Source organism: Vreelandella aquamarina (assembly GCF_900110265.1).
GTDB classification, from domain to species: Bacteria; Pseudomonadota; Gammaproteobacteria; order Pseudomonadales; family Halomonadaceae; genus Vreelandella; species Vreelandella aquamarina.
This window is the reverse complement of the sequence record NZ_FODB01000035.1, coordinates 13,718-39,405: the sequence shown is the minus strand read 5'-3', so window position 1 is coordinate 39,405 and position 25,688 is coordinate 13,718. Positions and strand designations below refer to the sequence as shown.

25 protein-coding genes and 1 pseudogene are annotated in these 25,688 nt (G+C 58.2%); 8 read left to right on the top strand and 18 right to left on the bottom strand.

Annotation, left to right across the window (positions count from 1 at the left end):
* Positions 1-567 precede the first annotated feature (567 nt).
* From BMY49_RS10880 to BMY49_RS10860, 5 genes are all read right to left on the bottom strand, one after another.
* Positions 568-867 (bottom strand): hypothetical protein, encoded by a 300-nt coding sequence (locus BMY49_RS10880; RefSeq protein WP_044629305.1) that lies wholly within the window; start codon positions 865-867, stop codon positions 568-570.
* Positions 868-1,186: 319 nt separating this feature from the next.
* The gene (gene phoR, locus BMY49_RS10875) at positions 1,187-2,479 is read right to left on the bottom strand and encodes a phosphate regulon sensor histidine kinase PhoR (protein WP_054640736.1); all 1,293 of its coding nucleotides are present in this window, start codon (positions 2,477-2,479) and stop codon (positions 1,187-1,189) included.
* A 2-nt stretch (positions 2,480-2,481) separates the two neighbouring features.
* On the bottom strand, positions 2,482-3,171 hold the full coding sequence (gene phoB / locus BMY49_RS10870; protein ID WP_054640735.1) for a phosphate regulon transcriptional regulator PhoB: 690 nt from the start codon (positions 3,169-3,171) through the stop codon (positions 2,482-2,484).
* A gap of 109 nt (positions 3,172-3,280) precedes the next feature.
* Positions 3,281-4,171 carry a 4-hydroxybenzoate octaprenyltransferase gene (gene ubiA, locus BMY49_RS10865; protein WP_062374510.1) on the bottom strand — a complete coding sequence of 297 codons (891 nt, stop codon included), beginning with the start codon at positions 4,169-4,171 and terminating at the stop codon, positions 3,281-3,283.
* Between the two features lie 38 nt (positions 4,172-4,209).
* Positions 4,210-4,782 (bottom strand): chorismate--pyruvate lyase family protein, encoded by a 573-nt coding sequence (locus tag BMY49_RS10860; protein WP_228168740.1) that lies wholly within the window; start codon positions 4,780-4,782, stop codon positions 4,210-4,212.
* A gap of 87 nt (positions 4,783-4,869) precedes the next feature.
* Between BMY49_RS10860 and BMY49_RS10855 the strand changes: the two genes are divergently transcribed.
* From BMY49_RS10855 to BMY49_RS10840, 4 genes are all read left to right on the top strand, one after another.
* Positions 4,870-6,066 (top strand): NAD(P)/FAD-dependent oxidoreductase, encoded by a 1,197-nt coding sequence (locus tag BMY49_RS10855; protein ID WP_089675577.1) that lies wholly within the window; start codon positions 4,870-4,872, stop codon positions 6,064-6,066.
* Positions 6,067-6,161: 95 nt separating this feature from the next.
* Positions 6,162-6,434: an HU family DNA-binding protein gene (locus tag BMY49_RS10850; protein WP_018918476.1), complete on the top strand. Its 273-nt coding sequence runs from the start codon at positions 6,162-6,164 to the stop codon at positions 6,432-6,434.
* Positions 6,434-6,790, top strand: coding sequence for a hypothetical protein (locus BMY49_RS10845; protein WP_062374495.1), 357 nt, complete (start codon positions 6,434-6,436; stop codon positions 6,788-6,790). Before BMY49_RS10850 ends, BMY49_RS10845 begins: the two co-directional genes overlap by 1 nt.
* A gap of 63 nt (positions 6,791-6,853) precedes the next feature.
* Entirely contained in the window at positions 6,854-7,792 is a 939-nt protein-coding gene (locus tag BMY49_RS10840) for a LysR family transcriptional regulator (protein WP_089675576.1), read from the top strand.
* Here the strand turns inward: BMY49_RS10840 and BMY49_RS10835 are convergent.
* The 5 genes from BMY49_RS10835 to BMY49_RS10815 form a co-directional block, all read right to left on the bottom strand.
* The gene (locus BMY49_RS10835; RefSeq protein WP_089675575.1) at positions 7,771-9,321 is read right to left on the bottom strand and encodes an aldehyde dehydrogenase family protein; all 1,551 of its coding nucleotides are present in this window, start codon (positions 9,319-9,321) and stop codon (positions 7,771-7,773) included. The genes BMY49_RS10840 and BMY49_RS10835 overlap by 22 nt on opposite strands.
* Positions 9,318-10,223, bottom strand: a complete 906-nt coding sequence (locus tag BMY49_RS10830) for an NAD(P)-dependent oxidoreductase (protein ID WP_089675574.1) — start codon at positions 10,221-10,223, stop codon at positions 9,318-9,320. Before BMY49_RS10830 ends, BMY49_RS10835 begins: the two co-directional genes overlap by 4 nt.
* 94 nt (positions 10,224-10,317) lie before the next feature.
* Positions 10,318-11,475, bottom strand: a complete 1,158-nt coding sequence (locus BMY49_RS10825) for a M20 aminoacylase family protein (protein WP_089675573.1) — start codon at positions 11,473-11,475, stop codon at positions 10,318-10,320.
* A gap of 10 nt (positions 11,476-11,485) precedes the next feature.
* Positions 11,486-11,980, bottom strand: coding sequence for a hypothetical protein (locus tag BMY49_RS10820; protein WP_089675572.1), 495 nt, complete (start codon positions 11,978-11,980; stop codon positions 11,486-11,488).
* Positions 11,967-12,785, bottom strand: coding sequence for a DUF3100 domain-containing protein (locus BMY49_RS10815; RefSeq protein ID WP_089675571.1), 819 nt, complete (start codon positions 12,783-12,785; stop codon positions 11,967-11,969). The genes BMY49_RS10820 and BMY49_RS10815 overlap by 14 nt, the downstream gene beginning before the upstream one ends.
* Before the next feature lie 200 nt (positions 12,786-12,985).
* On the opposite strand from BMY49_RS10815, the gene yccS reads away from it, so the two are divergent.
* Positions 12,986-15,193: a YccS family putative transporter gene (gene yccS / locus BMY49_RS10810; protein WP_089675570.1), complete on the top strand. Its 2,208-nt coding sequence runs from the start codon at positions 12,986-12,988 to the stop codon at positions 15,191-15,193.
* 27 nt (positions 15,194-15,220) lie between these two features.
* Here the strand turns inward: yccS and recG are convergent, their stop codons facing one another.
* Both recG and BMY49_RS10800 read right to left on the bottom strand, forming a co-directional pair.
* Positions 15,221-17,299, bottom strand: coding sequence for an ATP-dependent DNA helicase RecG (recG, locus tag BMY49_RS10805; protein WP_089675569.1), 2,079 nt, complete (start codon positions 17,297-17,299; stop codon positions 15,221-15,223).
* Complete coding sequence (locus BMY49_RS10800; RefSeq protein ID WP_089675568.1) at positions 17,296-18,225, bottom strand: hydrogen peroxide-inducible genes activator; 930 nt, start codon at positions 18,223-18,225, stop codon at positions 17,296-17,298. Before BMY49_RS10800 ends, recG begins: the two co-directional genes overlap by 4 nt.
* A 149-nt stretch (positions 18,226-18,374) precedes the next feature.
* Between BMY49_RS10800 and BMY49_RS10795 the strand changes: the two genes are divergently transcribed.
* Positions 18,375-19,256 (top strand): SDR family oxidoreductase, encoded by an 882-nt coding sequence (locus BMY49_RS10795; RefSeq protein ID WP_089675567.1) that lies wholly within the window; start codon positions 18,375-18,377, stop codon positions 19,254-19,256.
* A 91-nt stretch (positions 19,257-19,347) separates the two neighbouring features.
* Here BMY49_RS10795 and BMY49_RS10790 read toward each other — a convergent pair whose 3' ends face one another.
* The 4 genes from BMY49_RS10790 to gmk form a co-directional block, all read right to left on the bottom strand.
* Positions 19,348-19,737: a RidA family protein gene (locus BMY49_RS10790; protein ID WP_044629297.1), complete on the bottom strand. Its 390-nt coding sequence runs from the start codon at positions 19,735-19,737 to the stop codon at positions 19,348-19,350.
* A gap of 93 nt (positions 19,738-19,830) precedes the next feature.
* The gene (locus BMY49_RS10785) at positions 19,831-21,963 is read right to left on the bottom strand and encodes a RelA/SpoT family protein (protein ID WP_089675566.1); all 2,133 of its coding nucleotides are present in this window, start codon (positions 21,961-21,963) and stop codon (positions 19,831-19,833) included.
* Positions 21,964-21,989: 26 nt separating this feature from the next.
* The gene (gene rpoZ / locus BMY49_RS10780; RefSeq protein ID WP_044629295.1) at positions 21,990-22,250 is read right to left on the bottom strand and encodes a DNA-directed RNA polymerase subunit omega; all 261 of its coding nucleotides are present in this window, start codon (positions 22,248-22,250) and stop codon (positions 21,990-21,992) included.
* A gap of 88 nt (positions 22,251-22,338) precedes the next feature.
* A complete protein-coding gene (gmk, locus tag BMY49_RS10775; protein ID WP_044629294.1) occupies positions 22,339-22,971 on the bottom strand; it encodes a guanylate kinase in 633 nt (210 codons plus the stop codon).
* A 121-nt stretch (positions 22,972-23,092) separates the two neighbouring features.
* Here gmk and BMY49_RS10770 point away from each other — a divergent pair.
* Positions 23,093-23,272: pseudogene (locus tag BMY49_RS10770) on the top strand (extensin family protein); the annotation flags it as partial.
* A gap of 9 nt (positions 23,273-23,281) precedes the next feature.
* On the opposite strand, the gene BMY49_RS10765 reads toward BMY49_RS10770, so the two are convergent.
* Positions 23,282-23,545 carry a hypothetical protein gene (locus tag BMY49_RS10765; RefSeq protein ID WP_044629293.1) on the bottom strand — a complete coding sequence of 88 codons (264 nt, stop codon included), beginning with the start codon at positions 23,543-23,545 and terminating at the stop codon, positions 23,282-23,284.
* A 107-nt stretch (positions 23,546-23,652) separates the two neighbouring features.
* Positions 23,653-24,864, bottom strand: a complete 1,212-nt coding sequence (locus BMY49_RS10760; RefSeq protein WP_074211257.1) for an MFS transporter — start codon at positions 24,862-24,864, stop codon at positions 23,653-23,655.
* A 207-nt stretch (positions 24,865-25,071) separates the two neighbouring features.
* Here BMY49_RS10760 and BMY49_RS10755 point away from each other — a divergent pair, with 207 nt between their 5' ends.
* Positions 25,072-25,683: a DNA-3-methyladenine glycosylase family protein gene (locus BMY49_RS10755; RefSeq protein ID WP_089675565.1), complete on the top strand. Its 612-nt coding sequence runs from the start codon at positions 25,072-25,074 to the stop codon at positions 25,681-25,683.
* Positions 25,684-25,688 lie beyond the last annotated feature (5 nt).

Below are 25,688 nucleotides of genomic sequence, written 5' to 3'. Positions count from 1 at the left end.
CAGGCCTCCCAGGGTAAGACGCGCGACCTTCCTCCCATCTACCCGCCGCATCTACTTCCACATCTTCTGGATAGCTATTGGGCTTCGAGTTTCATGGCCCTCTCGCCCAGATGTGGCTGCCTCATATGCGGTTCCTGTTCGTCGGGCCAGGAGTTTGCCTACAGCTTCCTTCAGATTCCGCCTCACGACGAACACCCTTGCTGTTCAGCTAACGGTTCCCGCTATCAGGGTCCGTAGGGGACTTTCACCCCCAAGTCATCCGGCCAACCACCACGGCGGACCGGATAGCGCCTAATTGGCGCTGCGCGCCATGCCTGGCGCACCATAAAAAATTAGACCCCGCAGGGCGGGGTCTTGAGAACTCTTACTTTTACACGATACTTACATCTGGCTTCCAATCCTTTTGCGGGGCTCCAACCTTGGAATTTACCCTGACCAGTGTATTGATCGCTTTTGATTCACTCCTTGAATCATTGAGAATCCTTGCGATGAGACATCCTTGCCTCTCTAGTTGCTCACTCCTTAAGCGTAAGAGTTTTTTACAGCTTTGCAAAGAAATATTACTCGTTACATACCACTATTTTCTTCTGGGAGTTCTTCGGTGCTGTCATAGGTAGCATCCGAGTCATCACTCATGGAGTTTGGTTCCATGTCGCTGGCGTTATCACCCTCGTCATGGGTTAAATCTGTCTTGTCATGATCAGACGGCATAGCTGAGTCATTAGACTGAGCTTCGACCGGCTGCTCATCTGGAGAAATGTTGTCTGCCGGATCTGCAGGCTCTTGAGCAAATGTCAGTGGGCTTGCTACCAGACCAAACGCTACACCTAAAATACCAGCTTTCTTGAGTAGTTCCTTGGACATCATATTCCGCCTCCTCGATCGCTGTGAAATACCGCTATTTAAGGAAGAGTGACATCTTGTCTTACCAGTTCCTGCAGTAATCTTCCTTGACAAGTATGTAGCAGCCTATATGCCAAAAACTCTCAATAGAAATAAAATCTATTTATATACAGACACTTATAAAAACAACCACTATGCCGATTAACCCTCTAGCACTGGCTTAAGTAGATGATTAGTTGGCTACATATGACACATGCGCGGTGTTTGACCATGATTGCATGCCAATATGGCACACTTATACATAAGTTATGCAAGCCAAGACGGAGAGTGGTATGACACCGTGTTAGCTGTTAACGACACGGGAGGGTGGGAAAACACAGCGGAACAACGCCCCCTCACCGGGTAACGACTCCACTTGAAGCTGTGCATCATGGCGCAGTAGAACGTGTTTAACAATGGCAAGGCCAAGACCAGTACCGCCAGTGGCGGTACTGCGGCCCTTATCAACGCGGTAGAAGCGTTCGGTGAGACGCGGAATATGCACCGGATCGATCCCTTCACCGTCGTCGTCCACTTCAATGCAGGCACTGCCATTGGACAGAGCCACCCAGCGGAGCGTGATTTGACTTCCCTCCGGCGTATAGCGCACTGCGTTGAATGCTAGGTTTGAGATGGCGCTGCGTAGTTCTTGCTCGCTGCCCACCAGGCGCGCCTCGCACTCCAACGCCACCTGAACGCTATGCTGCTGGTTCGAGAGCGCCAGCGCATCCCGGCGAATGCTCTCAAGCATCGACCCAACCTCAAGCGGCTGATGATCTTCGCCGCCTCGGTCAATCTCCAGGCGTGACAAAAGCAGTAGATCATTCACCAAGCTCTGCATACGCTTGGTCTGCTCTTCCATCTGACCAATGCCTTTACTCAGGCGCGGTGGCAGCATCTCTTTAAGATCGCCATAGGTTTCCAGATAGCCGGAAAGAACGGTGAGTGGGGTGCGCAGCTCATGGGAAACGTTAGCGACGAAGTCGCGGCGCATCTGCTCTAGGCGATGCAAGCGGGTAATATCCCGCGCCATAACCAAGCGCTCGTCATCACCATAGAGCGTGATTTGATACTGCAGAATGCGACGCTCATCAATGGGCGAGGTGAGCGTGAGCGGCTCGCTGTACTCACGGGCATTAAAGTAGCTGATGAAACGCGGGTCGCGCAGCAGGTTAGTAATGTGCTGACCGCGGTCATGGGCGGTTTGTAGGCCTAGCATGTCGGTGGCGGCACTGTTCCACCACTCTAAATCACCGTGGCGATCCAGCATCACGACGCTATCACGCATCGCTTCCGAGGATTCTTGAATACGCGCGAGGGTTGCTCGCAACCGGCTTTGGGTAATGCGTTGGCTTTTTTGGTAACGGTAAAGGCGATCGAATAGCTCGCCCCACATGCCAGTTGCCGCAGGAGGCTCATCGTGCGGGTTGAGCGTTAGCCACTTGAACAGCGCCCTAAGCTGGCGGAGTTGATACACCAAACAGAGCGTTAGACCCGCAGCTAACCCGAAACCGGGGTAACCTAGCAGCCATCCCAGGCACATCCCTAGGAAAGCCAGCCAGATAATTCGCCACAGTTCACGGCTCCACAAACGCACGATTACACCCGAGCAGAGAAACGATACCCAGTGCCCCGCACTGTTTGAATCAGATTCTGATGCGCTTCACCTAGCGCTTTGCGCAACCGGCGAATATGCACATCCACCGTGCGCTCTTCTACATACACATTGCCGCCCCACACCTGATCAAGTAGCTGGCTACGGGTATAGGCGCGCTCTTGGTGAGTCATAAAGAATTGCAGTAAGCGGTACTCGGTAGGGCCCATCTCCAGCGCTTTGCCATGGGCGCTGACGCGATGGCTCACAGGGTCCAGCAGCAATCCATTGATTTCGATGGGGTCTTCCACACCGCGCGGGGTCGCCCGGCGCAGCACGGCTTTAAGACGAGCCACCAACTCGCGGGGGGAAAACGGCTTGGTGATGTAGTCATCCGCCCCCGCCTCCAGGCCCTGAATTTTATTATCCTCTTCGCCTTTGGCGGTCAGCATAATAATTGGCAGCTCAGCGGTGGCCTCTTCGCGCTTGAGACGACGGGCCAGCTCGATGCCGCTGGTGCCCGGCATCATCCAGTCCAGCAGCAGCAGGTCGGGCTGGTGGTCAACGACCATCGCATGGGCATCCTGGGCGTTGTCCGCTTCAAGCACGCGATAGTCAGCCATTTCCAGCGCCACAGCGATCATCTCGCGAATGGGTGCCTCGTCATCGACAATCAGTACGGTCTTGGCGGTCATCCAGGGCCTCACGGTGTTCTATGAAAACTCGTTTATACAAAACAGTTCAATGACATGTCTGTGACGATGACACCATGACTTAATGACAATTCTATGACACCCAGCATAATTAGCCAGCTGCAGGCCACCAGCTCAGAACAATTCCGGCAAATACCAAGAGCCCTGACCAGTGGTTATTCAGAAACGCCTGGAAGCAGCGGTCGCGGTCACAGTGAAAAATTAACCGCTGCTGATGAGCAAACGTCGCTGCCATGCCTACCAAGCCCAGCCAGAAAAAACCGCCTAACCCAACCCGCAACCCCACCCAGGTAAGCAACGCCAGCGTAGCAAGCTGCAGCAGGCCAATGATGAAACGGTCGGCGCTGCCAAACAGCACCGCGGTGGATTTAATGCCGATTTTCAGATCATCGTCACGATCCACCATGGCGTATTGGGTATCGTAAGCCACCGTCCACAGCAGGTTAGCGCTAAATAGCAGCCAGCCTTCCAGCGGCACATGCCCCAGTACCGCGCCAAACGCCATTGGGATCGCCCAGGAGAAAGCCGCCCCGAGCACCACCTGGGGAAAGTGTGTGTAGCGTTTCATAAACGGATAAATAAATGCCAGCAGCACACCCCCAAGCGAGAGCAGCACGGTAAACCAGTTGGTCAGCAGCACTAAAATAAAGGCGGCGGCCACCAGCGCCACAAATAGCAGCTGCGCTTCGGTTTCGCTGATCCGACCGGTGGCCAGTGGCCGCTGCTTGGTACGCTTTACATGGCCATCGAAGTGGCGGTCGGCGTAGTCGTTCACCACGCAGCCTGCGGCGCGCATCACATATACCCCGGCAATAAAAATCAGCAGTACATCGCGGCCTGGCACGCCCTCTGACGCGACCCACAGCGCCCACAGCGTTGGCCACATCAGCAGCCAAGTGCCTATGGGTCGGTCCAAGCGCATTAACTGTAAGAAATCTGCCAAACGGGCCCACCCGGTCGGGCGCAACAGAGAACGGTCCATGCTCATGCTTACCTCGTCAAAAAAGCTGCTGCGTTAGCCTAGCGCGACGGAAGGCCCAGCGCATCCGCCATGGTAGATAAAAAATACTCCTGAACCAGTAACGAAAGCCCACCATGTTCAAAGACAGAGCGCCGCCCCCATAAGCTATTGGCCGATAGCCCCGGCTGCTGGTGGGTAAAACGTGGCGGCGTCGCCGTGGCTTCCAGCGGCCCACGAACCAAATCGGGCTGCTGAAATAGCCAACTGCCTAACGAGCGTTCGCCCAACTTCCCTAACCCTTTTCCCTGTAGCTGGTGAAGCGGGGCCACCGAACGCGCTACCACCCACGGCGTTTCATCAACACACAGCGCCACCTCGCGCAGCCACGCGTAGCGGCGTGGCGCGATGCCTAGGGCCAAGGCTTCATCGCGCTGGGGAAGGCCAATGGTTTGGCGCAGCAAGCGCACCCGAAACGCTCCCGGCTCGCCTGCTGCTATGAGGCGCGCGGTTAAGGAATCCGTGGACGCTACCCACTGCCACCAAGGCGCACTCATGGCTGGCTGAGCGGCTGCCACGGGCAGCCACTGAGGGAAGAGCGAAAACGCAGGTGTGGATAACACAGGGGCGGTCACCTAAGCCTCCAAGGCGGTCAATTCAGAGCGGGCTAGTGTAACATGGTGGCTTTACAGGCTTTTGTTCCACCGACGTTTGGTGACGGTATGCCCGACTCACACACGACATCTTCCAGAACACCTCACCACCACGCCGCGCTGGTGATTGTGGGCACCGGCATGGCAGGCGTTGGCCTCGCTCGCGCGCTGCGACGCCAAGGGGATACGCGCACAATCACGCTGGTCAGCGCTGACAGCGGTGATGATTACAGCAAACCGCTGCTGTCGACAGGCTTCGCCAAGCGCTTGAGCCCTGACAAGCTCGCCCAGCGCAGCGCTGAAGCGCTCGCCGATGAATTAAACGCACAGATCGTTACCCACACCCACGTCACGCAACTGGATGTGGATAACCACGTGCTGCAACTCAGCAGCGGAGCAACGCTTGGCTACGATGAGCTAGTGCTCGCCACCGGCGCGGCCCCTCACACGCCGTTTCGCATACCGAGCGAGCTGGCCGAGCGCTGTTTTACCGTCAACGACTTGGATGACTACCGCCGCCTACACGGAGCACTCAACCAGCCTACTCGCGTCGCGATTATTGGCGCCGGATTAGTCGGCTGTGAATTCGCCAACGACCTACACGCAGGTGGACACCAAGTCACTGTGATTGCACCAGAGAGCGCCCCTTTGCCGCGCCTACTCCCTGAGCGGCTGGGTAGCGCACTGGCCGATACGTTTCAAGAGGCTGGTATTCGTTTAGCGCTTGGACGCACCTTAGAGACATTATCCCAAGATGCAGACAACGCTTTGACGCTGCAACTCGACAATGGCGAGCGCCATACGGTAGATATCATCCTATTCGCGACCGGTTTGGCACCTCGCACGCAGCTTGCTGAAGCGGCAGGGCTGAGTGTTAGCCCCAGCGGCATTCAGGTTGACCGGCAGCTACGCACCAACCAGCCGCATATTTATGCGTTGGGCGATGCCGCGTGTATTGATGGGGTGAACGCCATGTATGTGCAGCCGCTGCAAGCAAGCGTCAAAGCCCTGGCAGCTACCCTTGGCGGCACCCCAACGTCTGTTAGCTTCGGCGCTTGGCCAGTCGTGGTGAAAACCCCACTGCTACCCGTGGTGGCCTACCCACCCACTCAGCCCCCAGAGCGCTGGCGGATTGAGGGCGACGGCAATGATTTCACCGCGTTAGCGGAAAATAAAGACGGACATTTGATTGGTTTTGCGTTGACAGGCGGCTGCGTGAGAAGGAAAGTGGAGCTTTCCAGAGCTGCCCCAGGCCTGCTAGGCTGATTTTCGCCGCATTCACGACTAGGCTAAAGAAGCGCTGCCTGCTGGGTAGGCTACCAACAACATTGATGTTTGTTTTCCACAAGGGAGATTCCTTTATGCGCAAACCTGAACTCGCTGCAGCCATCGCTGAAAGTGCTGACCTTTCCAAAGACAAAGCTGGCCAAGTCCTCAATGTCATCCTGGACGAAATCACCAACAGCGTTGCCAAAGGTGAAGATGTAGCGCTGATCGGTTTTGGTACGTTTACCGTTCGCGAGCGCGCTGCCCGTACCGGTAAAAACCCGCAAACCGGCGCTCCACTGCAGATCCCGGCCAGCAAAAACGTCGCGTTTAAGCCAGGCAAAGCGCTCAAGGACGCCGTTTCCTAATGAAGCTTTCGCTGACGCTGTGGCTACTGGGCTTTATGCTCAAGCGAGCCCTGCGCCGCAAGCCGCGCTTTCGTGAGCAGCTTGAACGCATGCGCGGCCTCGACTGGGGTGTCGCTACGGAAGACTTAAGCACCGCCCGCTACTACCGGATGGCGCCTAACGGCATCTCCACCGGCAAGGGGTTGCCCGTCGATCTAGACCTTGAGCTGCGCTTTCGCGACCAAGACGCGGCGCTGCGCATTCTCAAGAAGCCTACCCAGCAGGCGTTTCTGGACGGCATGGTGGCAGGAGACGTCCGCCTCGTCGGCGACTCCTCCGATATGAACAAGCTGCAAAAGCTGCTGAAGTATTTGTAGCAAAACTTTGTGGCATGGCATGACCGGCGAAGAGCCAATCCCGCAGAGGTATAACAGCTATCGATGGACATACCTCATCAACGCTTAGTGTACTTCCGCGTTACCCTTGAATCTGGCTCTGTGCGCCGCGCGGCGGCGCGCTTAGATATCGCTCCCTCGGCGGTCAGCAGGCAAATTGCGCTGCTGGAAGAAGCCTTAGGGGCGACGCTCATGGAGCGCCAACGCGATGGCATTTCACCTACTCCCGTAGGTGAAATGCTACTTGAATATTGCGAGCGTCGCGGTGCCCTTGATGAAGGCTTTATTGCCTCGCTTGAATCCTATCAGCGCATGGAAACTGGCAAGATATCGCTCACCGTCGGTGAAGGGTTTGTCAGTGACTTAGTGGCCTCCCCTCTGCATGAATTTACCCAACGCTATGCGGGCATCCAGCTCGATATCCATACGGCGGGCACCTCGGGCATCATTGACGCGATTGTGGGTGATCATAGCCACATCGGGTTGATGTTCCATGAACGGACGCATCCCCAACTCCGTTTCTGGTCCTCCAGCCCTCAACCGTTGATGGCAATTTTACCGCCCAATCATCCATTAACCTGCCAAACGTCGCCGCTCACGCTGACCCAACTTAGCGACCAGCCCATGGCCATGTGGGACACAACCCATGGCGTGCGTCAAATGGTCGACCAAGCCTTCCAGCAGTCTCGAATCGCGCCGCGTATGGCCATGAATACCAACTCCATGGTGATTCTGGCGCAATATGTACGCAGCGGCATGGGCATTACCCTGCTGCCTGCTTTTGCCGTTGCGCACGATTTAGAAGTAGGAACGCTGGTGGCACGGCCGGTCGATCATCCTCTGTTTCAACGCTCACAGGCCCACATGGTCACACGGGTAGGACGCCAACAGCCTAAGGCCAGCATCCTGCTGCTGCGCCATCTACAGCGCTGGATGCAGGCCTTCCGCGACCCGGCGTTACATCAACCCACTCCACTGCCGTAACCAAACGCCACGCTGGCCTCTGGCGCGGTTTCCACCCATACGCTTTGTGGCACCGTGTATTCGCGTAGGCCATCCAAGCCACTGGAGCGGCCAAAACCGCTATCTCCAAAACCACCAAACGGCGACATGACGCTGATTGCCTTATAGCTATTGATCCATACCGTGCCCGCACGCAGCTGCCCGGCGACACGATGCGCCCGCGCTACGTCCTGGCTCCATACCGCACCCGCCAAGCCAAAACGGGTCTCGTTAGCGAGCTGAGTGGCTTGGCCCTCCCCGTCAAAGGCCATAGCGACCAGTACCGGCCCGAAGACCTCTTGTTGGGCGATTTCCATATCCGGCGTGACATCGACCAGCACGGTAGGCGCGATAAAGTAGCCCTGGGCTTCGTCAGGCAAGCCTTCAGGACGTTTGCCACCCGTTAACACTCTCGCGCCTGCCGCCTTGGCGGCCTCAATCATACGAGTGACCTGCTCAAATTGGCGATGATTCTGTAGCGGTCCCATTCGCGTCGCTTCATCGCTGGGTAACCCCACCGCAATTTGCTCCGCAGCACGCGCTAAGCGGCTGGTGACTTGCTCAAACACCGAGCGCTCAATTAATAAGCGCGAGCCTGCCACACAGCTTTGGCCCGCAGCGGCAAAAATGGCGGCTTGGGCACCCGCGACCGCTTCGTCTAACTTGGCATCGGCAAACACAATATTGGCGGATTTACCGCCCAGTTCTAATACGCTTGGCACCAAACGGCGGGCCCCTGCCTCAGCGATCATACGGCCACTTTGGGGCGAACCGACAAATACCAGCTTGCTGATAGCGGGGTGGTCAGTCAGCGCCGCGCCGGTCGTTTTGCCCAGCCCGTTAACAATATTGATCAACCCTTTAGACAAGCCGCCACTCTCAAGCTGTTTGGCAATCACTACCGAGGTGAAGGGCGTCAGCTCAGAAGGCTTCAGTACCACGCCATTCCCTGCGGCAATGGCCGGGGCCAGTTGCCAGGCGCAGGTAAACATCGGTGCATTCCAGGGTGTAATTTGTCCTACGACGCCATAGGGTACGTGGCGCACATAGTTAAGATGCGAGGTAGGCACTGGAATCACTTCGCCGTGCTGCTTATCACACCAGCCCGCATAGTATTCAAACATCTCCCGTACTTTGCCTACTTCGGCTCGGCAGTCAAGAATGGGCTTACCGGCAACAACGCTTTCCAGCTGCGCCAGCGCTTCTTCATGCCCCTCTAGCCCACGTATGGCAGCATTCATGCGCCGCCCACGCTCGCTGGCAGTGAGCGCCATCCACTCGCGCTGCCCCCGCTGTGCCGCTTGAGTGGCACGCTCAATCAATCCAGCGCCCGCATCGCGGTAGCTCACTAGCGCCTCGCCAGTGGCGGGATTAATCAGAGTAATTGCTTCCCCCTCACCTGCGACTAACTCACCATTAATCCAATTACTCAAAGGCGCAGCAGCGGACAAACCAAAACCTTCTAACAGCTCGGCAAGGTGGTGACAGGCGTATTGGCTGAGTGAGTTCATTGGTTCCCCTCCGCTTGGCTGGCACGGGCTAAAATCGGCGTGGTGATATGGTTAAAGTCGTCACTATCGGTGGGCTGTTCAGGGTTGGCGTGCCAAGCATCTACAACAGCTTGTAACAGCGGTAAGAGAATGCCCAACTGCTCAGCGGCATCCCGGGCCAAGCGCAGATCTTTACGCATCAAGCCCGTGGTAAAGCCTGAATCGAAGCGCTCGCTCAGCACCCACTCGGGGAAGTTCACCTCACTGATGGCGCTGCGCCCGGAGCCGCTATTGATGCCCGCCAAACAGGCGGCGGGGTCAACGCCCGCTTTGGCTGCCATCGCCACAGCTTCAGCGGTGGTGATTAAGTGCGCCGCACACAGGTAGTTATTGGCAAGTTTTACCACGTGACCGCTGCCTGGGCCGCCCACATGGGTGCGCTTGGCCGACATCGCCTCCAGCATCGGCATTACCCGCTCAATGGTGGTGTCATCGCCGCCTAACAGCATTCCCAACTTGCCACTGGCCGCGCCTTTAGGGCCTCCACTTACCGGGGCATCCAACCAATGAAGCCCTGCGGCCGCCACTTTTTCGGCTAACTCACGACTCACGGCGGGGTCACTGGTAGAGGTATCCACAATCACGCTGCCTTTCGGTGCTAGCGTGAGTAGGCCTGGGGAGTGTTCAATCACCTCACGCACATGGGCGGAGGTAGGCAGCGAAAGCAGATACACATCGCTTGGGGGCAGGGCATTGGGAGCCACCACGGCAAGCCCAAGGCCTTCGAGTCGTGCCCGTGCTACTTCAAACACATCGCTGCCCGTGACGGCAAAGCCTGCCGCTTGAAGGGTGAGCGCCATATTGCCGCCCATCTGGCCCAACCCAACCACGGTGATCGATAAAGGGTTCGCAGCTAAAGACATGATAAAACTCCTTTCAATGCCATATTCTGGGTAAACGCTCCCCTACCCAGTGGGCATCAGAGAGCGAATCAACGCATTAAGTCACGATTACGATCTAGACGAGCAGTGCTCTTACCAGCTCTACCCAGTAGCGCGTCCCTAGCGGTAACAGCGCATCGTTAAAGTCGTAGTGGGGGTTATGCAGCGACGCGGAATCCTCGCCGTTCCCCATCCAGATGTAAGCGCCGGGCCGTTCGGCAAGCAGAAATGAGAAATCCTCAGAAGCCATGCTGGGCGGTGGGTTGCGCAGCACGTTGTCTTGGCCTAACAAACCTTCCAATACCGTGGCACAGTGCTGTGCGTGCTCTGGCGTATTGATCGTGGCGGGGTAGCAGCGCTGGTAATCCAGTTCAACGGTTAAGCCATGGAAGTCGGCTAAGCTGGCAATCGCCTGTTTAAAGCGTGCCTCTAAATGCTCTTTCAGCGCCATATCAAAACAGCGTAGCGTGCCGCGCAGCGCCACCTGCTCGGGAATCACATTAAACGTGTCGCCCGCATTAATGCTGGTGAAGCTCAGCACCGCCGATTTATCCGGAGGCGTTTCGCGGCTCACCAGCCCTTGCAGTTGGCTGATCAGTTGGCAACTCGCCAGCACCGTATCAATGCCTAGATGCGGCATCGCTGCATGGCAGCCTTTACCGGTAAATGTCAGGCTGAAAATATCAAACGCGGCCATGACGTCGGTATCGTGCACCGCTGCCACACCAACGGGCAGCCCAGGCCAGTTGTGCAACCCATACACCGCGTCCATCGGAAAGCGCTCGAACAGGCCGTCCTCCACCATGGCACGGCCACCGCCTTCGTTCTCTTCGGCGGGTTGGAAGATGAATACCACCCGCCCCTTGAAATCGGGCTGCTGCTTCAGCGCCCAGGCCGCCCCCAGCAACATCGTGGTATGGCCATCGTGTCCGCAGGCGTGCATCTTGCCCGGCGTCTGCGAGGCGTAGGCCAGCCCGGTCTCTTCACGGATGTCCAGGGCGTCGATATCGGCCCGCAGGCCGATGGTCTTGCCTTCCCCCTGCTGGCCGTCTAACGCGGCGACCACGCCCGTTCCAGCGATTCCAGTGGTCACTTCAAAGCCCCACTCACCGAGCAGCGCGGCAATACGTGCACTCGTGCGCTGCTCCTCGAAGGCCGTTTCCGGATGCTGGTGGAAATCGTGTCGCCAAGCGGTGAGTTCTTTACTATCAGGAAAGGGTATTGACGTCGCCATGTTGTATTCCTTAAAGCATCACGTGAGCCACCACCGCCGACCCAATAAAGGTGCCGGTGAAGACGAGAAGGGCCACAATGACCAGCTTCCAGCCGGTCTGCTTGAACATCGAGAATTCACGGTGGGTCAGCGCTAGTCCGGCATACGCCAGTACGGGGGTGACCACCGCCAAGAAATTTACCTCTGCCAACTGCCCAATGATCCAGCCGTTACCCGGAAAGATGGGGAGCGTCGCGATGATACTAATCAGCGAGACCCACGCCACACTAGGCAGATAAAAAGGGCATAGCCGCCCGACCACTAAGCCGATGATGACCATGACATACAAAATCAGCATGCCAGGCAGCGCATCTAACAAAGGCGAGCCGTTGACGATGTTGCTAAACCACGCCGCCACACAGACAGCCGCCAGCACAAGAGCTGTTTTACCTAGCTGCTGTTCAGGGCGCAGCTCTTTTAATGCCTCAGCGTCGAACTGATCGACGGTGCTCTCATGAGTTTTCATGGCGAACCTCCTGACGGGAACCCTTCAAACGCGTAAACATCCACTCGGTGACCGGTAGCGCAATAAAGAGCGATACATACAATCCGGTGGCGTAGGTGAGCAGATTGCTGGCGCCGGCAAAGGCAAGCAATTCATCTTTGGCGGCCGGAACGGCTTCTGCCAACGCTGCCGAGCATGCCGCTACCATGCTGCCACTGCCGACACCGCAGGCCATGGCCAGCGCGCGGATATCGAGGATATCCAGCGAGGCGATGTAGCCCGCCATCAGCGCGAAATAGAGCGTACCGAACATAGTACCCACCACGTACACGCCCATAATGCCGATGCCTTCAGGGCTTCTTAGCCCGTAACGGTCTGAAATAATGGCAATGTTGGGTTCGCGTGCAATAGAGTAGGTCGCACCAATCGCTTCCCGGCCCATTTTGAGCACGAGTACCGCAAATGGGAGCGCAATCAGCATGGTGCCAAGATTCCCCAGCTCTTGAAGAATCAGCGCAGGACCCGCCGCGATAATTTGCTCGATCGCTGGCCCAATGGTGGAGCCAAACTTGGCAATGAACGGCAAAATGGCGATCAGAATGATGGGGCCTGCGGCATGACTCACCGGCTTGGGAATGGCCTTGCCCATTGCTGAAAAGAGATGAGGATTGAAGAGTACACCAATGATAAACGCGTAGAGGAGTGGTAATAGTAGTAATGTTCCCGGCCCAAGTGGAATCCGAATGATGCCGATCCACTCGGAAAACATCGACGTCAGTATCACCAGCAGATGTAGACGCCAGTTCAGCAGCAGTTTTAGATCCATGGGAGTGATCCTATTTTTTTTAGAGTCACTCCGAGTATCGAAAGGTTAATGTTTCAATCATAGCGTTTTGGTGCACTAATTTTTAGAACACATGGCCGCAATAGCATTAGCGTTGATAGGTCAAGAGCGACATCATCGTTGCGATGCCTCTATACTAACCAAGACTAAAGTCTAACAACAGCAAACTCACACGAGCCTCTATGCCCCTCTCCCTTTCCCTGCGCCGCCTTTGGACCCTAGATAAGTTCGCCTACAGCCTGCGGGTGTTTATCGCCTTCAGCGGGGCGCTGCTGTTTAGCGGGCTGGCGGGGGATGTGGCGCTGGTGATTCCGCTGTTTCTGGGCATTATTGCCAGCGCTCTCTCAGAGACCGACGATAGCTGGCAAGGGCGTTTGCAGGCGTTGGTGGTCACGCTGCTCTGCTTTGCCTCGGCGTCGTTCGTGGTGCAGTGGCTGTTTCCGTGGCCGTGGCTATTTGCAGCGGGCTTGGCGGTATCCACCTTCACGCTGATTATGTTGGGAGCGATTGGCCAGCGTTACGCGACCATTGCCTCCGGCACGCTGATTCTTTCGATCTACTCCATGATCAATATCGAGCAGCATGGCGGCGTGGATGAAGACGTCGCCGCCCGCCAGCTGCTACTGTTGGCCGGTGCCGCCTGGTACGGCGCAATTTCCGTAGTGTGGTGTGCATTGTTCTCTCGCCAGCCGGTGAAACAGAGCATGGCACGGGTCTACAAAGCCCTAGGTGAGTTCTTGATTTTGAAATCGGCGCTGTTTGAGCCGGTACGGGGCGTTGATGTAGAGGCCCGCCGCGTGGCGCTCGCTCGCCAGAACGGCAAGGTAGTGGATGCTCTTAACCAAGCAAAAGAGATGATCTTTCGCCGCCTGGAAGGCCAGCGCGGCAGCCGTAAGCTCAACCGCTACCTGCAAATTTACTTTATCGCCCAGGATATCCACGAGCGGGCAAGCTCCACCCACTACCCTTACAGCGCACTTACTGACGCCTTTTTTCATCACGACGTACTGTTTCGCTGCCAGCGGCTGCTGGACCAGCAGGGCCGCGCCTGCCGCCAGCTAGCCAAGTCGCTGCTGCTCAACCGCCCTTTCAGCCACGAGCAGAGCGAGCAGGCGCTGGCCGACCTGCGCGCCTCGATCGATAATCTGAGCGAGCGCGGAAAGCCCGAATGGCGGCCACTGATACGCCCGCTGAATGCGTTAGCGGACAACCTCTCCACGCTAGAAGCTCAGATTGCCAGCGTCCACAACCCGGACACCGGCAGCGAACGCCGGGACAGCGCGCTTTATGACCGCTCGCCCTCTAGCCTGCTGGAAGCCTGGAAACGGGTGCGGCTGAACTTTACGCTGGGTTCGCCCACCTTTCGCCACGCGGTGCGCCTAACCACCGCGCTAGTGGCGGGCTATGGGCTGCTGCAGTGGCTCGACCCCCAGCAAGGGTTCTGGATTTTGCTGACCACGCTGTTCGTATGTCGACCTAACTTCGCCACCACCCGGCGCTTTCTCTCCCAGCGGATTCTGGGCACGGTGCTTGGGCTGATTGCAGGCTGGGCGTCTATCAGCCTGTTCCCCCAGCCACTTATCCAGAGCATGATTGCCGTGGCGGCGGGCGTATCGTTCTTTGCCAATCGTGAAAAGCATTACGTGATCGCCACGGCCTCGATCACCCTGCTGGTGCTGTGCAGTTTCAATCAGGTGGGGGATGGCTTCGACCTGATCTGGCCGCGGCTGTTTGATACGTTGATCGGCTCGCTGATTGCGGGACTGGCGGTATTTTTTATTCTGCCGGATTGGCAGAGCCGCCGCCTCTACCGTGAGGCCGCCAAGGTGCTGACCAACCACCGCCGCTACTTGGACGAAATCGTCCACCAGTACGAAGAGGGCAAGCAGGACGACCTAGCTTACCGCTTGGCGCGGCGCAATGCGCACAACGCGGATGCGGCGCTCTCGACCCTGCTCACCAACATGCTCCACGAGCCGGGGCACTATCGTAAGCAGGATGCTGATAACGGGCTGCGCTTTTTGGTACTTTCCAACACGCTGTTAAGCCACCTCTCCGCGCTGGGTGCCCACCGCCATCGGCTGGCAGAAGATGAGGACGATGCCGCTTTTGTGCCGCTTGCCAAGCGGATTAGTGCCCTGTTAGAGCAACTGGCCGAGCAGCTGGATAAACGCCTACCCGTGGAGCCGCTGACCGCGCCTGCCAACGAGCTGCTGAGTCAGTTAGGGGAGCACGGCGGCAGCGGAGAAGAGAATGCCATCACGCTCTATCGGCCCATTCAAAGCCAGCTGCGCCTGATTGCCGAGCAGCTTGGCCCCTTGAGCGATGCCGCCAACCGCTTAACAAGCCCCAGCGCCGAAAAGCTCCACGAGCCTAACGCAGCGGTTTAGCACCGCGCGCATACCCACGCCCTGCCGCTACACCTGCCCGTAGCGGCCTGCCGCTTCACCCAGCCAGCGGCGCACCAGCACGGCAGTGACCTCGGTGTTGCCCTGGAGCGCCTGAGCCAGGGCGGTGACCCGCTCTAGCTGATCGGCATCGCGCTCTAGATCGGCAATTTTCATTTGAGCAAGGCCGGTTTGGCGAGTGCCCAACACCTCGCCAGGGCCTCGAATCTCCAAGTCTTTTTCAGCAATGCGGAAGCCGTCGGTGGTTTCCCGCATCACGCCGAGCCGCTCGCGGGAGCTTTTGGAGAGTGGCGGGTGATAAAGCAGCACGCAGAAGCTTTCGGTGCTGCCGCGTCCTACCCGCCCACGCAGCTGGTGAAGCTGGGAAAGCCCTAAGCGCTCCGGGTTTTCGATGATCATCAGGCTGGCGTTGGGCACGTCGACTCCCACCTCAATCACCGTGGTGGCCACCAGTAGATCCAGCTCGCCGCTCTTGAAGGCGTCCATCACCTCGGCCTTTTCCGCAGCTTTCATGCGCCCATGAATCAGCCCAACGGCTAATTCCGGCAGCGCTTGGGTCAGCTCATCACGCGTTACCTCGGCGGCCTGACATTGGAGCACCTCGGATTCCTCAATCAGCGTGCACACCCAATACGCTTGGCGACCGTCACTGCAGGCGTTGCGGATGCGCTCGACCACCTCGGGGCGGCGCTCGTCAGAGACCACTACGGTTTTTACCGGTGTGCGCCCTGGCGGCAGCTCGTCGATCACCGACACATCCAGGTCGGCGTAGGCACTCATGGCCAGGGTGCGGGGAATCGGCGTGGCGGTCATGATCAATTGATGAGGGGTTAATCCACCCGCTTCGCCCTTCTCACGCAGGGCGAGGCGTTGGTGAACGCCAAAGCGGTGCTGCTCATCGATAATCGCCAGCCCCAGGCACTGGAAGTGCACATCACCTTGAAACAGCGCGTGGGTGCCCACCACCATACGCGCTCGGCCATCGGCAATGGCGGCTTTGGCATCCAGCCGGGCCTTGCCCTTTAGCTTGCCCGCCAGCCACGCGACTTCGATGCCCAGCGGCTCAAACCATGCCTTAAATGCGCGGTAGTGCTGCTCAGCGAGGATTTCGGTAGGTGCCATCATGGCCGCTTGGCAATTGCCCGCCAGCGCTGAGAGCGCCGCTATGGCGGCCACCACGGTTTTACCCGAGCCGACATCCCCCTGCACCAGCCGCAGCATGGGTGCAGGGCGTGCTAGGTCGAGGGCGATCTCTTCCAGCACCCGACGCTGGGCACCGGTGAGCGCAAACGGTAGCTGCGCCAGAAAGCGCGTTTGCAGGCTACGCCCGGAAGGCAGCTCTGGCGCGCCGTCTGCCTGAATACGCAGGCGCACTTCCCGCAGGCTAAGCTGATGGGCCAGCAGCTCTTCCAAGGCGAGCCGCCGCGTGGCGGGATGAAGGCCGTGGGCAAGCTGCTCTAAATCTACGTCTGGCGGCGGCTGGTGCAGTAGCTGCAAGCTGGCGTGAAGCCCCGGCAGTTGGAAGCGCTGACGCAGCGCATCGGGAATCACATCGGGCAGCGTTTCGGGGGCTTGCTCTAGCAGGCGCAACGCTTGCTGGGTCAGCGCTCGCAGGCGGGTTTGGTGAAGCCCCTCGGTGGTGGGGTAAATCGGCGTGTAGTACTCCTCGACCGGCGTTTCGCTACCGCCGCTAAGCCGATACTCGGGATGATAAATCTCCAGCCCCGTGGCGCCCGCCCGCGCTTCGCCAAACGCCCGAACGATGACGCCGGGGCGAAGCTGCTGCTGTTGGGCTGGCGAGAAGTGAAAAAACCGCAGGCTTAAAATGCCGCTACCGTCGCGCAGGCGAATCAGCAGGCTGCGCCGCCGTCCTTTGACGATATCGCTGGCGGTCACCTCGCCCTCGACAACAGCCTCATGGCCTGCTCGCAGCAGGCCAATGGGGGTAAGTCGCGTGCGGTCTTGGTAACGCAGCGGCAAGTGGAACAACAGGTCGCTGATGCGTTCCACGCCGAGCCGGGCGAGCTTAATCGCCAGCGCTTCCCCCACGCCCTTCAGCGCCGTGACCGGTGCAGACAGCTCACTCATGAGGGAGCATTCTTCTTATGCACCGGCTGCTGGCACTGGCTAATCGCCTTGGCCAAGGCATCAATGGCCTTGGGCCGTGGGAAGCTGGCCCGCCAGGCAATCGCCACGGTGCGTGAAGGGGCGGGGGCCACAAACGGGCGGCTGACCAGCATGGAATTTTCGTACTGGTCGGTGCCAAGTGCCGACTGAGGCAGCACGGTAATCCCCAGCTTAGAGGCCACCATATGGCGAATGGTCTCAAGCGAGCCGCCTTCGGCAATCAGGGTATTATTGGGGCTATTCAGCTTTTGGGTAATCGCCGGGCAGGCTTCCAAAATTTGATCGCGGAAGCAGTGCCCTTCCCCTAATAGCAGCAGCCGCTCTTCTAATAAGTCTTCTTTATGGATCGCCTCGCGCTCGACCCACGGGTGGCTGGCGGGCATTAACACTTCAAAGTGCTCGTCGTAGATCGGCTTGGTGACCACGTCGGTTTCAGTAAACGGTAGCGCAACGATAATCACGTCTAGCTCGCCGCTGCGCAGCTTGGCCCGCAGCGTGCCGGTCATGCCCTCTTCAATATAGAGCGGCATTTGCGGCGCGGCGTTGGCCAGCGCGGGCACCAGGTGCGGGAATAGGTAAGGCCCGATGGTGTAAATCGCACCAATGCGCAGCGGGTTCGCCAGCTGGTCTTTGCCAGCACTGGCCAACTCATAAATCAGCCCGCTCTGCTCCAATACACGCTGCGCCTGAGCAACAATTTTTTCGCCCAGAGGGGTGACTTGCACCGTGGATTTAGAGCGTTCAAACAGGGGAATTTCCAGCTCATCTTCGAGCTTTTTAACGGCCACAGAGAGCGTCGGCTGAGAAACATGGCAGCGCTCGGCGGCGCGACCAAAGTGGCGCTCCTGGGCAAGGGTTACGATGTAGCGAAGTTCTGTTAAAGTCATAGCGGTGCCAGTGGCATCCTCTCGTTGCAGCTCGTGACTAGTCATCGTGTTAGCGAGACGGAAAAGGACAGACAAGCCCTATTGAAGATGGCACATCTCATAGGGACTTTGTATCTGATAGGGAATATTTATCAAGAGGGGTGAGCAAGGTGAAGCTAACGGTACTGATTATCGGCTGTGGAGACATCGGCGTCACGCTTGGACAAGAGCTGCTGGACGAGGGGCATCGGGTGATTGGCGTGCGCCGCCAAGCCAAGGCATTAGAGCATACCGGCATTGAGCCGTTAGCCCTTGATCTCAGCACCTTGGAAGGGGCCGACGCCAGCGCACTGCCCCAGGCCGACTACGTGATTTACACCGTCAGCGCAGACCGCTTTGAAGAGAGTGCTTACCAGAGCGCCTACCCAGACGGTCTCAAGCGTGTTCTCAGCGTCATGGAACAGCACGAGAAGCCGCCGCGCCGCATCTTCTTTGTCTCCTCTACTAGCGTCTATGGTCAGCAAGAGGGCGAAGTCGTTAACGAAGAGAGCCCCACGGAATCTACCAGCTTCTCCGGCAACCTGATGCGCGAGGCCGAACAGGCGCTGCTCAATCACCCGCTGCCCGGCACCGTGGTGCGCTTCTCCGGGATTTATGGCCCAGGGCGTGATCGTTTGATTCACCAAGTGGCCGAAGGCCGACTGGCCGCCGTCACGCCGGTGATCTACTCCAACCGCATTCATCGGGACGACTGCACCGGCATTCTGGCCCACCTGATCCGCTGCCAGGAGAACGGTACGCCGCTGGCAGACCTCTACCTGGGCAGCGATTGTGAGCCGGTCACTCTGCATAACGTGATGGCGTGGCTGGCCAAGCAATTAAAGGTGGAATCGACCGATACCATGCAGTCGCCGCTGCGCCGTCGCGCCAGCAAGCGTTGCGACAACCGCCGTATTCTCGAAACCGGCTACACCTTCCGCTATCCGACCTACAAAGAGGGCTATGCCCAGGTGTTGAAAGAGGGCGGTTTTTTAGAGTTGCAAAAAGCCTAGCGCCCTAGCCGCGAGTCGATTAGAACGCTAGAAAAGGCAAAGAGCGAGCCTCATCGGCTCGCTCTTTTTGTATGCGTCGGTGTCACGCCGTTTAGTCGCCGATCACCATCACGGCTTCGGCTTCTACTTGGCTGCCTTTGGGCAGCGCCTTCACGCCGACCGCCGCACGCGCCGGGAACGGCGTGGAAAAGAACTCTTCCATCACCTTGTTGACGATCGCAAAGTTGTCCAAGTCGACCAGGTAGAGGTTGAGCTTGACGATATCGCCCAGCGAGCCTGCGGCTTCTTCACACACGGCCTGTAGGTTGGTGAACACCTGACGCGCCTGGGCTTCGAAATCATCAGAGACAATTTCCATGGTTTCCGGATTAAGCGGGATCTGACCCGACAGGTAAACCGTGTTGCCCGCTTTGACAGCCTGGGAGTACGGGCCGATGGCGGCAGGGGCTTTTTCTGTGTTGATAACCGCTTTATTGCTCATGGGGTGTCATGCTCCTGTATTAATGAAACGTTGATTATTATCACCATGGCCTACGCTGCCAGCTTGAAAAGCCAGCGCTAGGCGCATAAGCGTTTAGTTTGCAGTACGGGTAATTTTGCCAACGTTGGGCAGGTTGCGAATGCGTTTAATAATACGGGCGAGGTGTACCCGTCCTTTCACCGACAGCGTGAGATTGACGGTGGAAAGCCGAGCATCGCGCTCCTCAATGCCGATACGTTCGATATTGGCATCGGCATCGGTCACTAGGCCTGCCAGTTCAGCAACAAGGCCACGGCGGCTTTCAATTTCGATGCGCAGCGCCACAGGGAAGTCCTCATCAATATGCTCGGACCACTCCAGGGCAAACAGCTTTTCAGGATCGTTTTTACGGTCAGCGAGGTTTTTACACTCGCTACGGTGTACCACCAGCCCTTTACCGACCGACAGATGCCCTACCACCGGGTCGCCGGGTAACGGGTGGCAGCAGCGGGCAAAGTTAAGCACCATGCCTTCGCTTCCGCTAATCACCACAGCCTTATCGCTATTGTCGGAAAGCGTCTTATCAAAGCTATCGCCATGCGCAACATCGACCAAACGGCGGGCCACTACGTGGGCCATGCGGTTGCCTAACCCCAACGATTCGAGCAAGGCGTCCAGCGACGACACATCCAACTCTTTGAACGCCTGTTCGAAGACACTCTCGTCGAGCTCTTCCAGGCTCGTTTCGAACGATGCCAGCGCCTTGTTGAGCAGTCGACGGCCCAGCATCACCGCCTCCGCCTGCTGCTGATGCTTCAACGCATGGCGAATGGCGGAGCGCGCCTTGGCAGTGGTGACGAAATTCAGCCACGCTAGGTTCGGCCGCGCACCGGGGGCGGTGATAATCTCCAGCGTCTGGCCGCTTTCCAGCCTCGTGGAGAGCGGCGCGAGGTGGCGATCGATGCGGCAGGCGATGCAGTTATTGCCGATATCGGTGTGTACGCTGTAGGCGAAGTCGATCACCGTGGCGCCCTGGGGCAGCTCCATGATGTCGCCTTTTGGGGTGAACACGTAGACATCGTCGGGGAACAGGTCGTTTTTGACGTGTTCGATAAACTCCAACGAATCCCCCGCGTGGCGCTGCATCTCCAGCAGCCCTTTCACCCAGGCACGGGCGCGGGCATGGCTGCCTTCCGCAATCGGATGCGTTGTTTGCCCGGCTTTGTAGAGCCAGTGCGCGGCAATTCCGTTATTGGCCATGGCTTCCATTTCACGGGTGCGGATTTGCACCTCGATGGGCATGCCGCGCTGGCCAAACAGCGTGGTGTGCAGACTTTGGTAACCATTCGCCTTGGGAATCGCGATGTAGTCTTTAAAGCGCCCCGGTACCGGCTTATAGAGGTTATGCACGACGCCAAGGATGCGATAACAGCTGGCCACGTCTTCGGTGATAATGCGAAAACCGAAGACATCCATAATCTCGGCAAACGGCTTGCGCTGGTCGCGCATCTTTTTATAAATCGAGAGCAGATGTTTTTGGCGGCCAATCACCGTGCCTTTTAGGCCTTCGTCGTCCAGGCTCTGCTGCAGCGAGGCCTGGATTTCCCGCATGGCGCTGCGGCGATTGCCCCGCGCGCTGGCCACTGCGCGCTTGATACGCTCGGCCCGCATGGGGTGAATCGCCTGGAACGAGAGGTCTTCCAGCTCCACACGAATGGTGTTGATCCCCAGTCGCCCTGCAATACGGGCGTAGATTTCTAACGTTTCACGGGCAATGCGGCGTTTTTTATCGGGCCGCAGTGCGCCCAAGGTGCGCATGTTGTGCAGCCGGTCGGCCAGCTTGACGATGATGACGCGGATGTCCCGCGACATTGCCAACACCATCTTTTGAAAATTCTCCGCCTGAGCGACGGCTTTATCTTCAAAAGTGATTTGGGTCAGCTTGGAGACGCCATCTACCAACTCAGCCACAGGCTTGCCAAACTGCGCCGCCAGGGCTTTTTTAGAGACGCCGGTGTCTTCAATCACATCATGCAGCATGGCGGCCATCAGGCTCTGATGGTCCATGTGCATGTTAGCGAGAATATTAGCGACCGCCAGCGGATGGGTGACGTACGGCTCGCCAGAGCGGCGGCGCTGGCCATCGTGGGCCTGCTCAGCGTAGTAGAAGGCGCGCTTGACCTGCTGGATCTCATCCGGGGGTAAGTAGCCGCCGAGTCGGTCAGCTAGGTCATCAATGGTGAACATGTACCGCGCCTCTAATCGGTGCTAGCTTAATCGTCGATTTGAGCGCTAGGCGTCATAGCAGGACGCGCACGCACAGGAGCTTCAACTGGCTCGTCCAAAACGGTGTGGTCGACCAGGCCAGCGGCGATTTCACGCAACGCCATCACGGTCGGCTTGTCGTTTTCCCAGGGCAGCAGTGCATCGCGGGAGCCGCGGGCCAGCTGGCGAGCACGATGGGTGGAAATCATCACCAGTTTGAAGCGGTTTTCTACATTTTCCAGACAATCTTCAACGGTTACGCGAGCCATGGGGCCTTCCTGTAATGACGACGCCGGGCCGGCGTTGTTGAACAACGTCGCCGACCCAGCGAAAAGAGTGGTGATAGGACCTGATAGATTACTCGACGCTAGGCGCCTGTGACAAGAGCGCATCGAGCAAGGGGGCGTGGCGTTCTTGCATTGCAGCACGCGTGAGGCGGCGGCTGATCACCAGCGACTGCAGCTCTTGCAGGGCGGTGGTGAAATCGTCGTTAATTACTAAGTAATCGTACTCATCGTAATGAGACATCTCGCTGACCGCATCGCGCATGCGCCGAGCGATCACCGCGTGTTCGTCGGTGCCACGGCTGGAGAGACGTCGCTCCAGCTCGCTACGCGATGGCGGTAGGATGAAGATCGACACGGCAGAAGGCATCTGTTCGCGCACCTGCTGCGCGCCCTGCCAATCGATCTCTAGGATGACGTCTTGCCCCGCGTCTAGCAAGGTTTGGACCGACTGACGCGACGTGCCATAGTAATTGTCGAAGACCTTGGCATACTCGAAGAAGTCGCCGCGGTCGATCATCGCTTCGAAGTCAGGCACTTGGGTAAAGTGGTAGTTGACGCCATTGACCTCACCTTCGCGTTTGGCACGCGTGGTATGCGACACCGACACCTGAATGCCGTCCAGGCTTTCGATCAGCTCACGAACGAGGCTGGTTTTACCCGCGCCCGACGGGGCAGAAACAATAAACAGCGTACCCTGGGACATGAAGCGCTTCCCTAGTTAGTCAAAATGGTCGTTCGTTATCACGCAGGCCGGCCACTGCCGGCGTTATTGGGTGCGCAGTATCGCACACCCCTGGCAGGGACTGTAGGGGTTCAAGAAACCACACGGAGGTCAGATTACGCTGATTCGCGACTGGGATGACGAGGGAGAAATGGGAGAGCTCTTGCGGGCAGCGCGGGATGGCGCCTGCGATACCTTCGGCAATGTACTGGGGCCTGAGTACAACGCCGCGCATGCCGACCACTTTCATTTAGGCATGCGCGGCTTCAGGCTGTGTCGATAGATAGGCGGGTTAGTCGAGGTTGATATCGTCCTCATCGGTGGCGGCACCGGTGGCAGCACCCACGCCACCGCCAATCACAGCACCTTGGGTGACGCTACCACCGGTGACCGCAGCGGCCCCAGCACCAACAGCCGCCCCTACGCCAGCACCACTGGTAGCGCGCTCGCTAGTGGTCGTTCCACAGCCCGCCAGCGCCAGAGTCATCGCTGCAATAGCACTTAATGTTACGAGTCGCGGGGTTACAACGCGCGATGTCTTCACTAGGTTATGCATAGGTCACCTCCTTATGGATTGCACCTTTACACCCTAGAAACGATAAGCATTTTTTGCCACTTTAAATGCTCTAAATATTTATTTAGCAATCACTTATTTATAGCGCTTTATTTGTAGTTCTGAGCCACCGACGGCTCCGCGGGATAGGTGCGTTTTTCCAGCCAGCGCCCCCAAGCGAAAATCACTAGGCCACACAGCGCAAGCCCGGCCCCTACCAGCCCCGTGCTCGACCAGCTGAACCCAGCGCTAATCGCCAAGCCCGCCAGCCATGCCCCCAGCGCGTTCGCCCCGTTAAACGCCGCATGATTCATGGAGGCCGCCATGGTTTGGGCGTCTTCGGCCACGTCCATCAGGCGGGTTTGCAGCGACGGCGCAAGCGCCATGCTGGTGCCCACCAATCCCACGAACAGCAGTCCCGACCACACCTGGTTGGCAGCAAAGTAGAACAGCCCCTGCACCACCGCGCACCACACCAAAATGGTAGGAATGGCCCGCATCAGGTCTTTATCCGCCATGCGCCCGCCCACCAAGTTACCGGCGATGGAGCCCAGGCCAAAAATGACCAGCACCAAAGGCCCCAGCGCTTCGCTCATGCCCGCCTGCTGGGTCAGCGTCGGCATCACATAGCTGAAGATCGAAAACATACCGCCGCAACCAATACAGGCAATCGCAATGGTCACCAGCACCCGCTGCTTCACCAGTGCAGATAGCTCTCTTAACGGGCTCGCGTGGGCATCAAACGGCTGCACCGGCACGCATAACCGAATGAGCAGTGCCGTTAACAGCGCAATCACTCCCACACCGGCAAAAGCGATTTGCCAACCAAAGACGTTACCCGCCCAGGTACCCAGCGGTGCACCAATTAAAATCGCTACCGTGAGCCCCAACATTACCCGCGAAATAGCCCGCGCTCGCTGGTCAATCGGCACCGCTCCTGCCGCGACCAGCGCCGCTATGCCGAAGTAGGCACCATGAGGCAGCCCCGCCAAAAAGCGCAGGCCCACAAACGACCAAAACCCCGGCGCCATGGCGCTGGCAATATTGCCCACGGCAAACACCAGCATCAGCGCAATCAGCAGCGCCCGCCTGGGTACCCGTGCGGCCAGCGCCGAAATCAGCGGTGCACCCACTACCACGCCCAGTGCGTAGCTACTAATCGCATAGCCCACTTGCGGCACCGTTACGGCTAAATCCTCCGCCACGCGGTTCATCAGTCCCATGATCACGAACTCGCTGGTACCAATGCCGAACCCACCCAGCGCCAGTACAAACTCTGCCAATCGCGGGTTACGCGCCAGCCCCGATGACAACTCTTGCATACCTCTCTCCCCAGGCGCTGGATAAAACGCCTGCTTATCAAAACGGTCTTAGATTGCGTCAAATGATGGCAAGATTAGACGAAAGTAGGAATATATGATGTTAAAAAAGTTAGCGTGCAAAGGGGTAACCCGTGGACACTGACGCGGCAGCAACCAAGAGGCAACTGCTAGGATGTGAGGATTATCTTTTCATTAAGAGGGCCGGTTATGACCTCCAGCACCATCGAGCACGCCATGCAGGCACTGGCCAATGCCGACCCCGACATTGCCCGCGCTTACCCCTTAGTCGGCGCGCCCAACCCGCGCCAGCGCGATCCAGGTTTTGCGACCTTCTTCTCGACCATCGTCAGCCAGCAGATCTCCACCGAAGCCGCCCGGGCGATTATGGGCCGGGTGAATACGCTGCTGCCGGAACTGCATGCCAAGGCGGTGATGGAGGTGGAAGGCCAAGCGCTACGCGATGCGGGGCTATCGTGGCGTAAAATCGAGTATGCCAAAGGGCTGGCCGACGCAGAGCTGGCGGGCACCTTTAGCGCCGATGGCTTAGCGCATCTTGGCGATGACGAGGCCATTGCCGCGATTACCCAACTGCGCGGGTTTGGCCGCTGGAGCGCCGAGATCTACCTGATGTTCTCACTCCAGCGCCCCGATATCTTCCCCGCCGACGACCTTGCGTTAAGAGTGGCGCTGGGCCGCCTGAAGGGCATGGAAAACAAACCCACGCCGAAGCAGGCGCGCCAGATGGTAGAGCACTGGGCACCCTGGCGCAGCGTGGGGTCGCTGTTTTTATGGCACTACTATCGCGGCGAGCCGGTGTAGCGCGG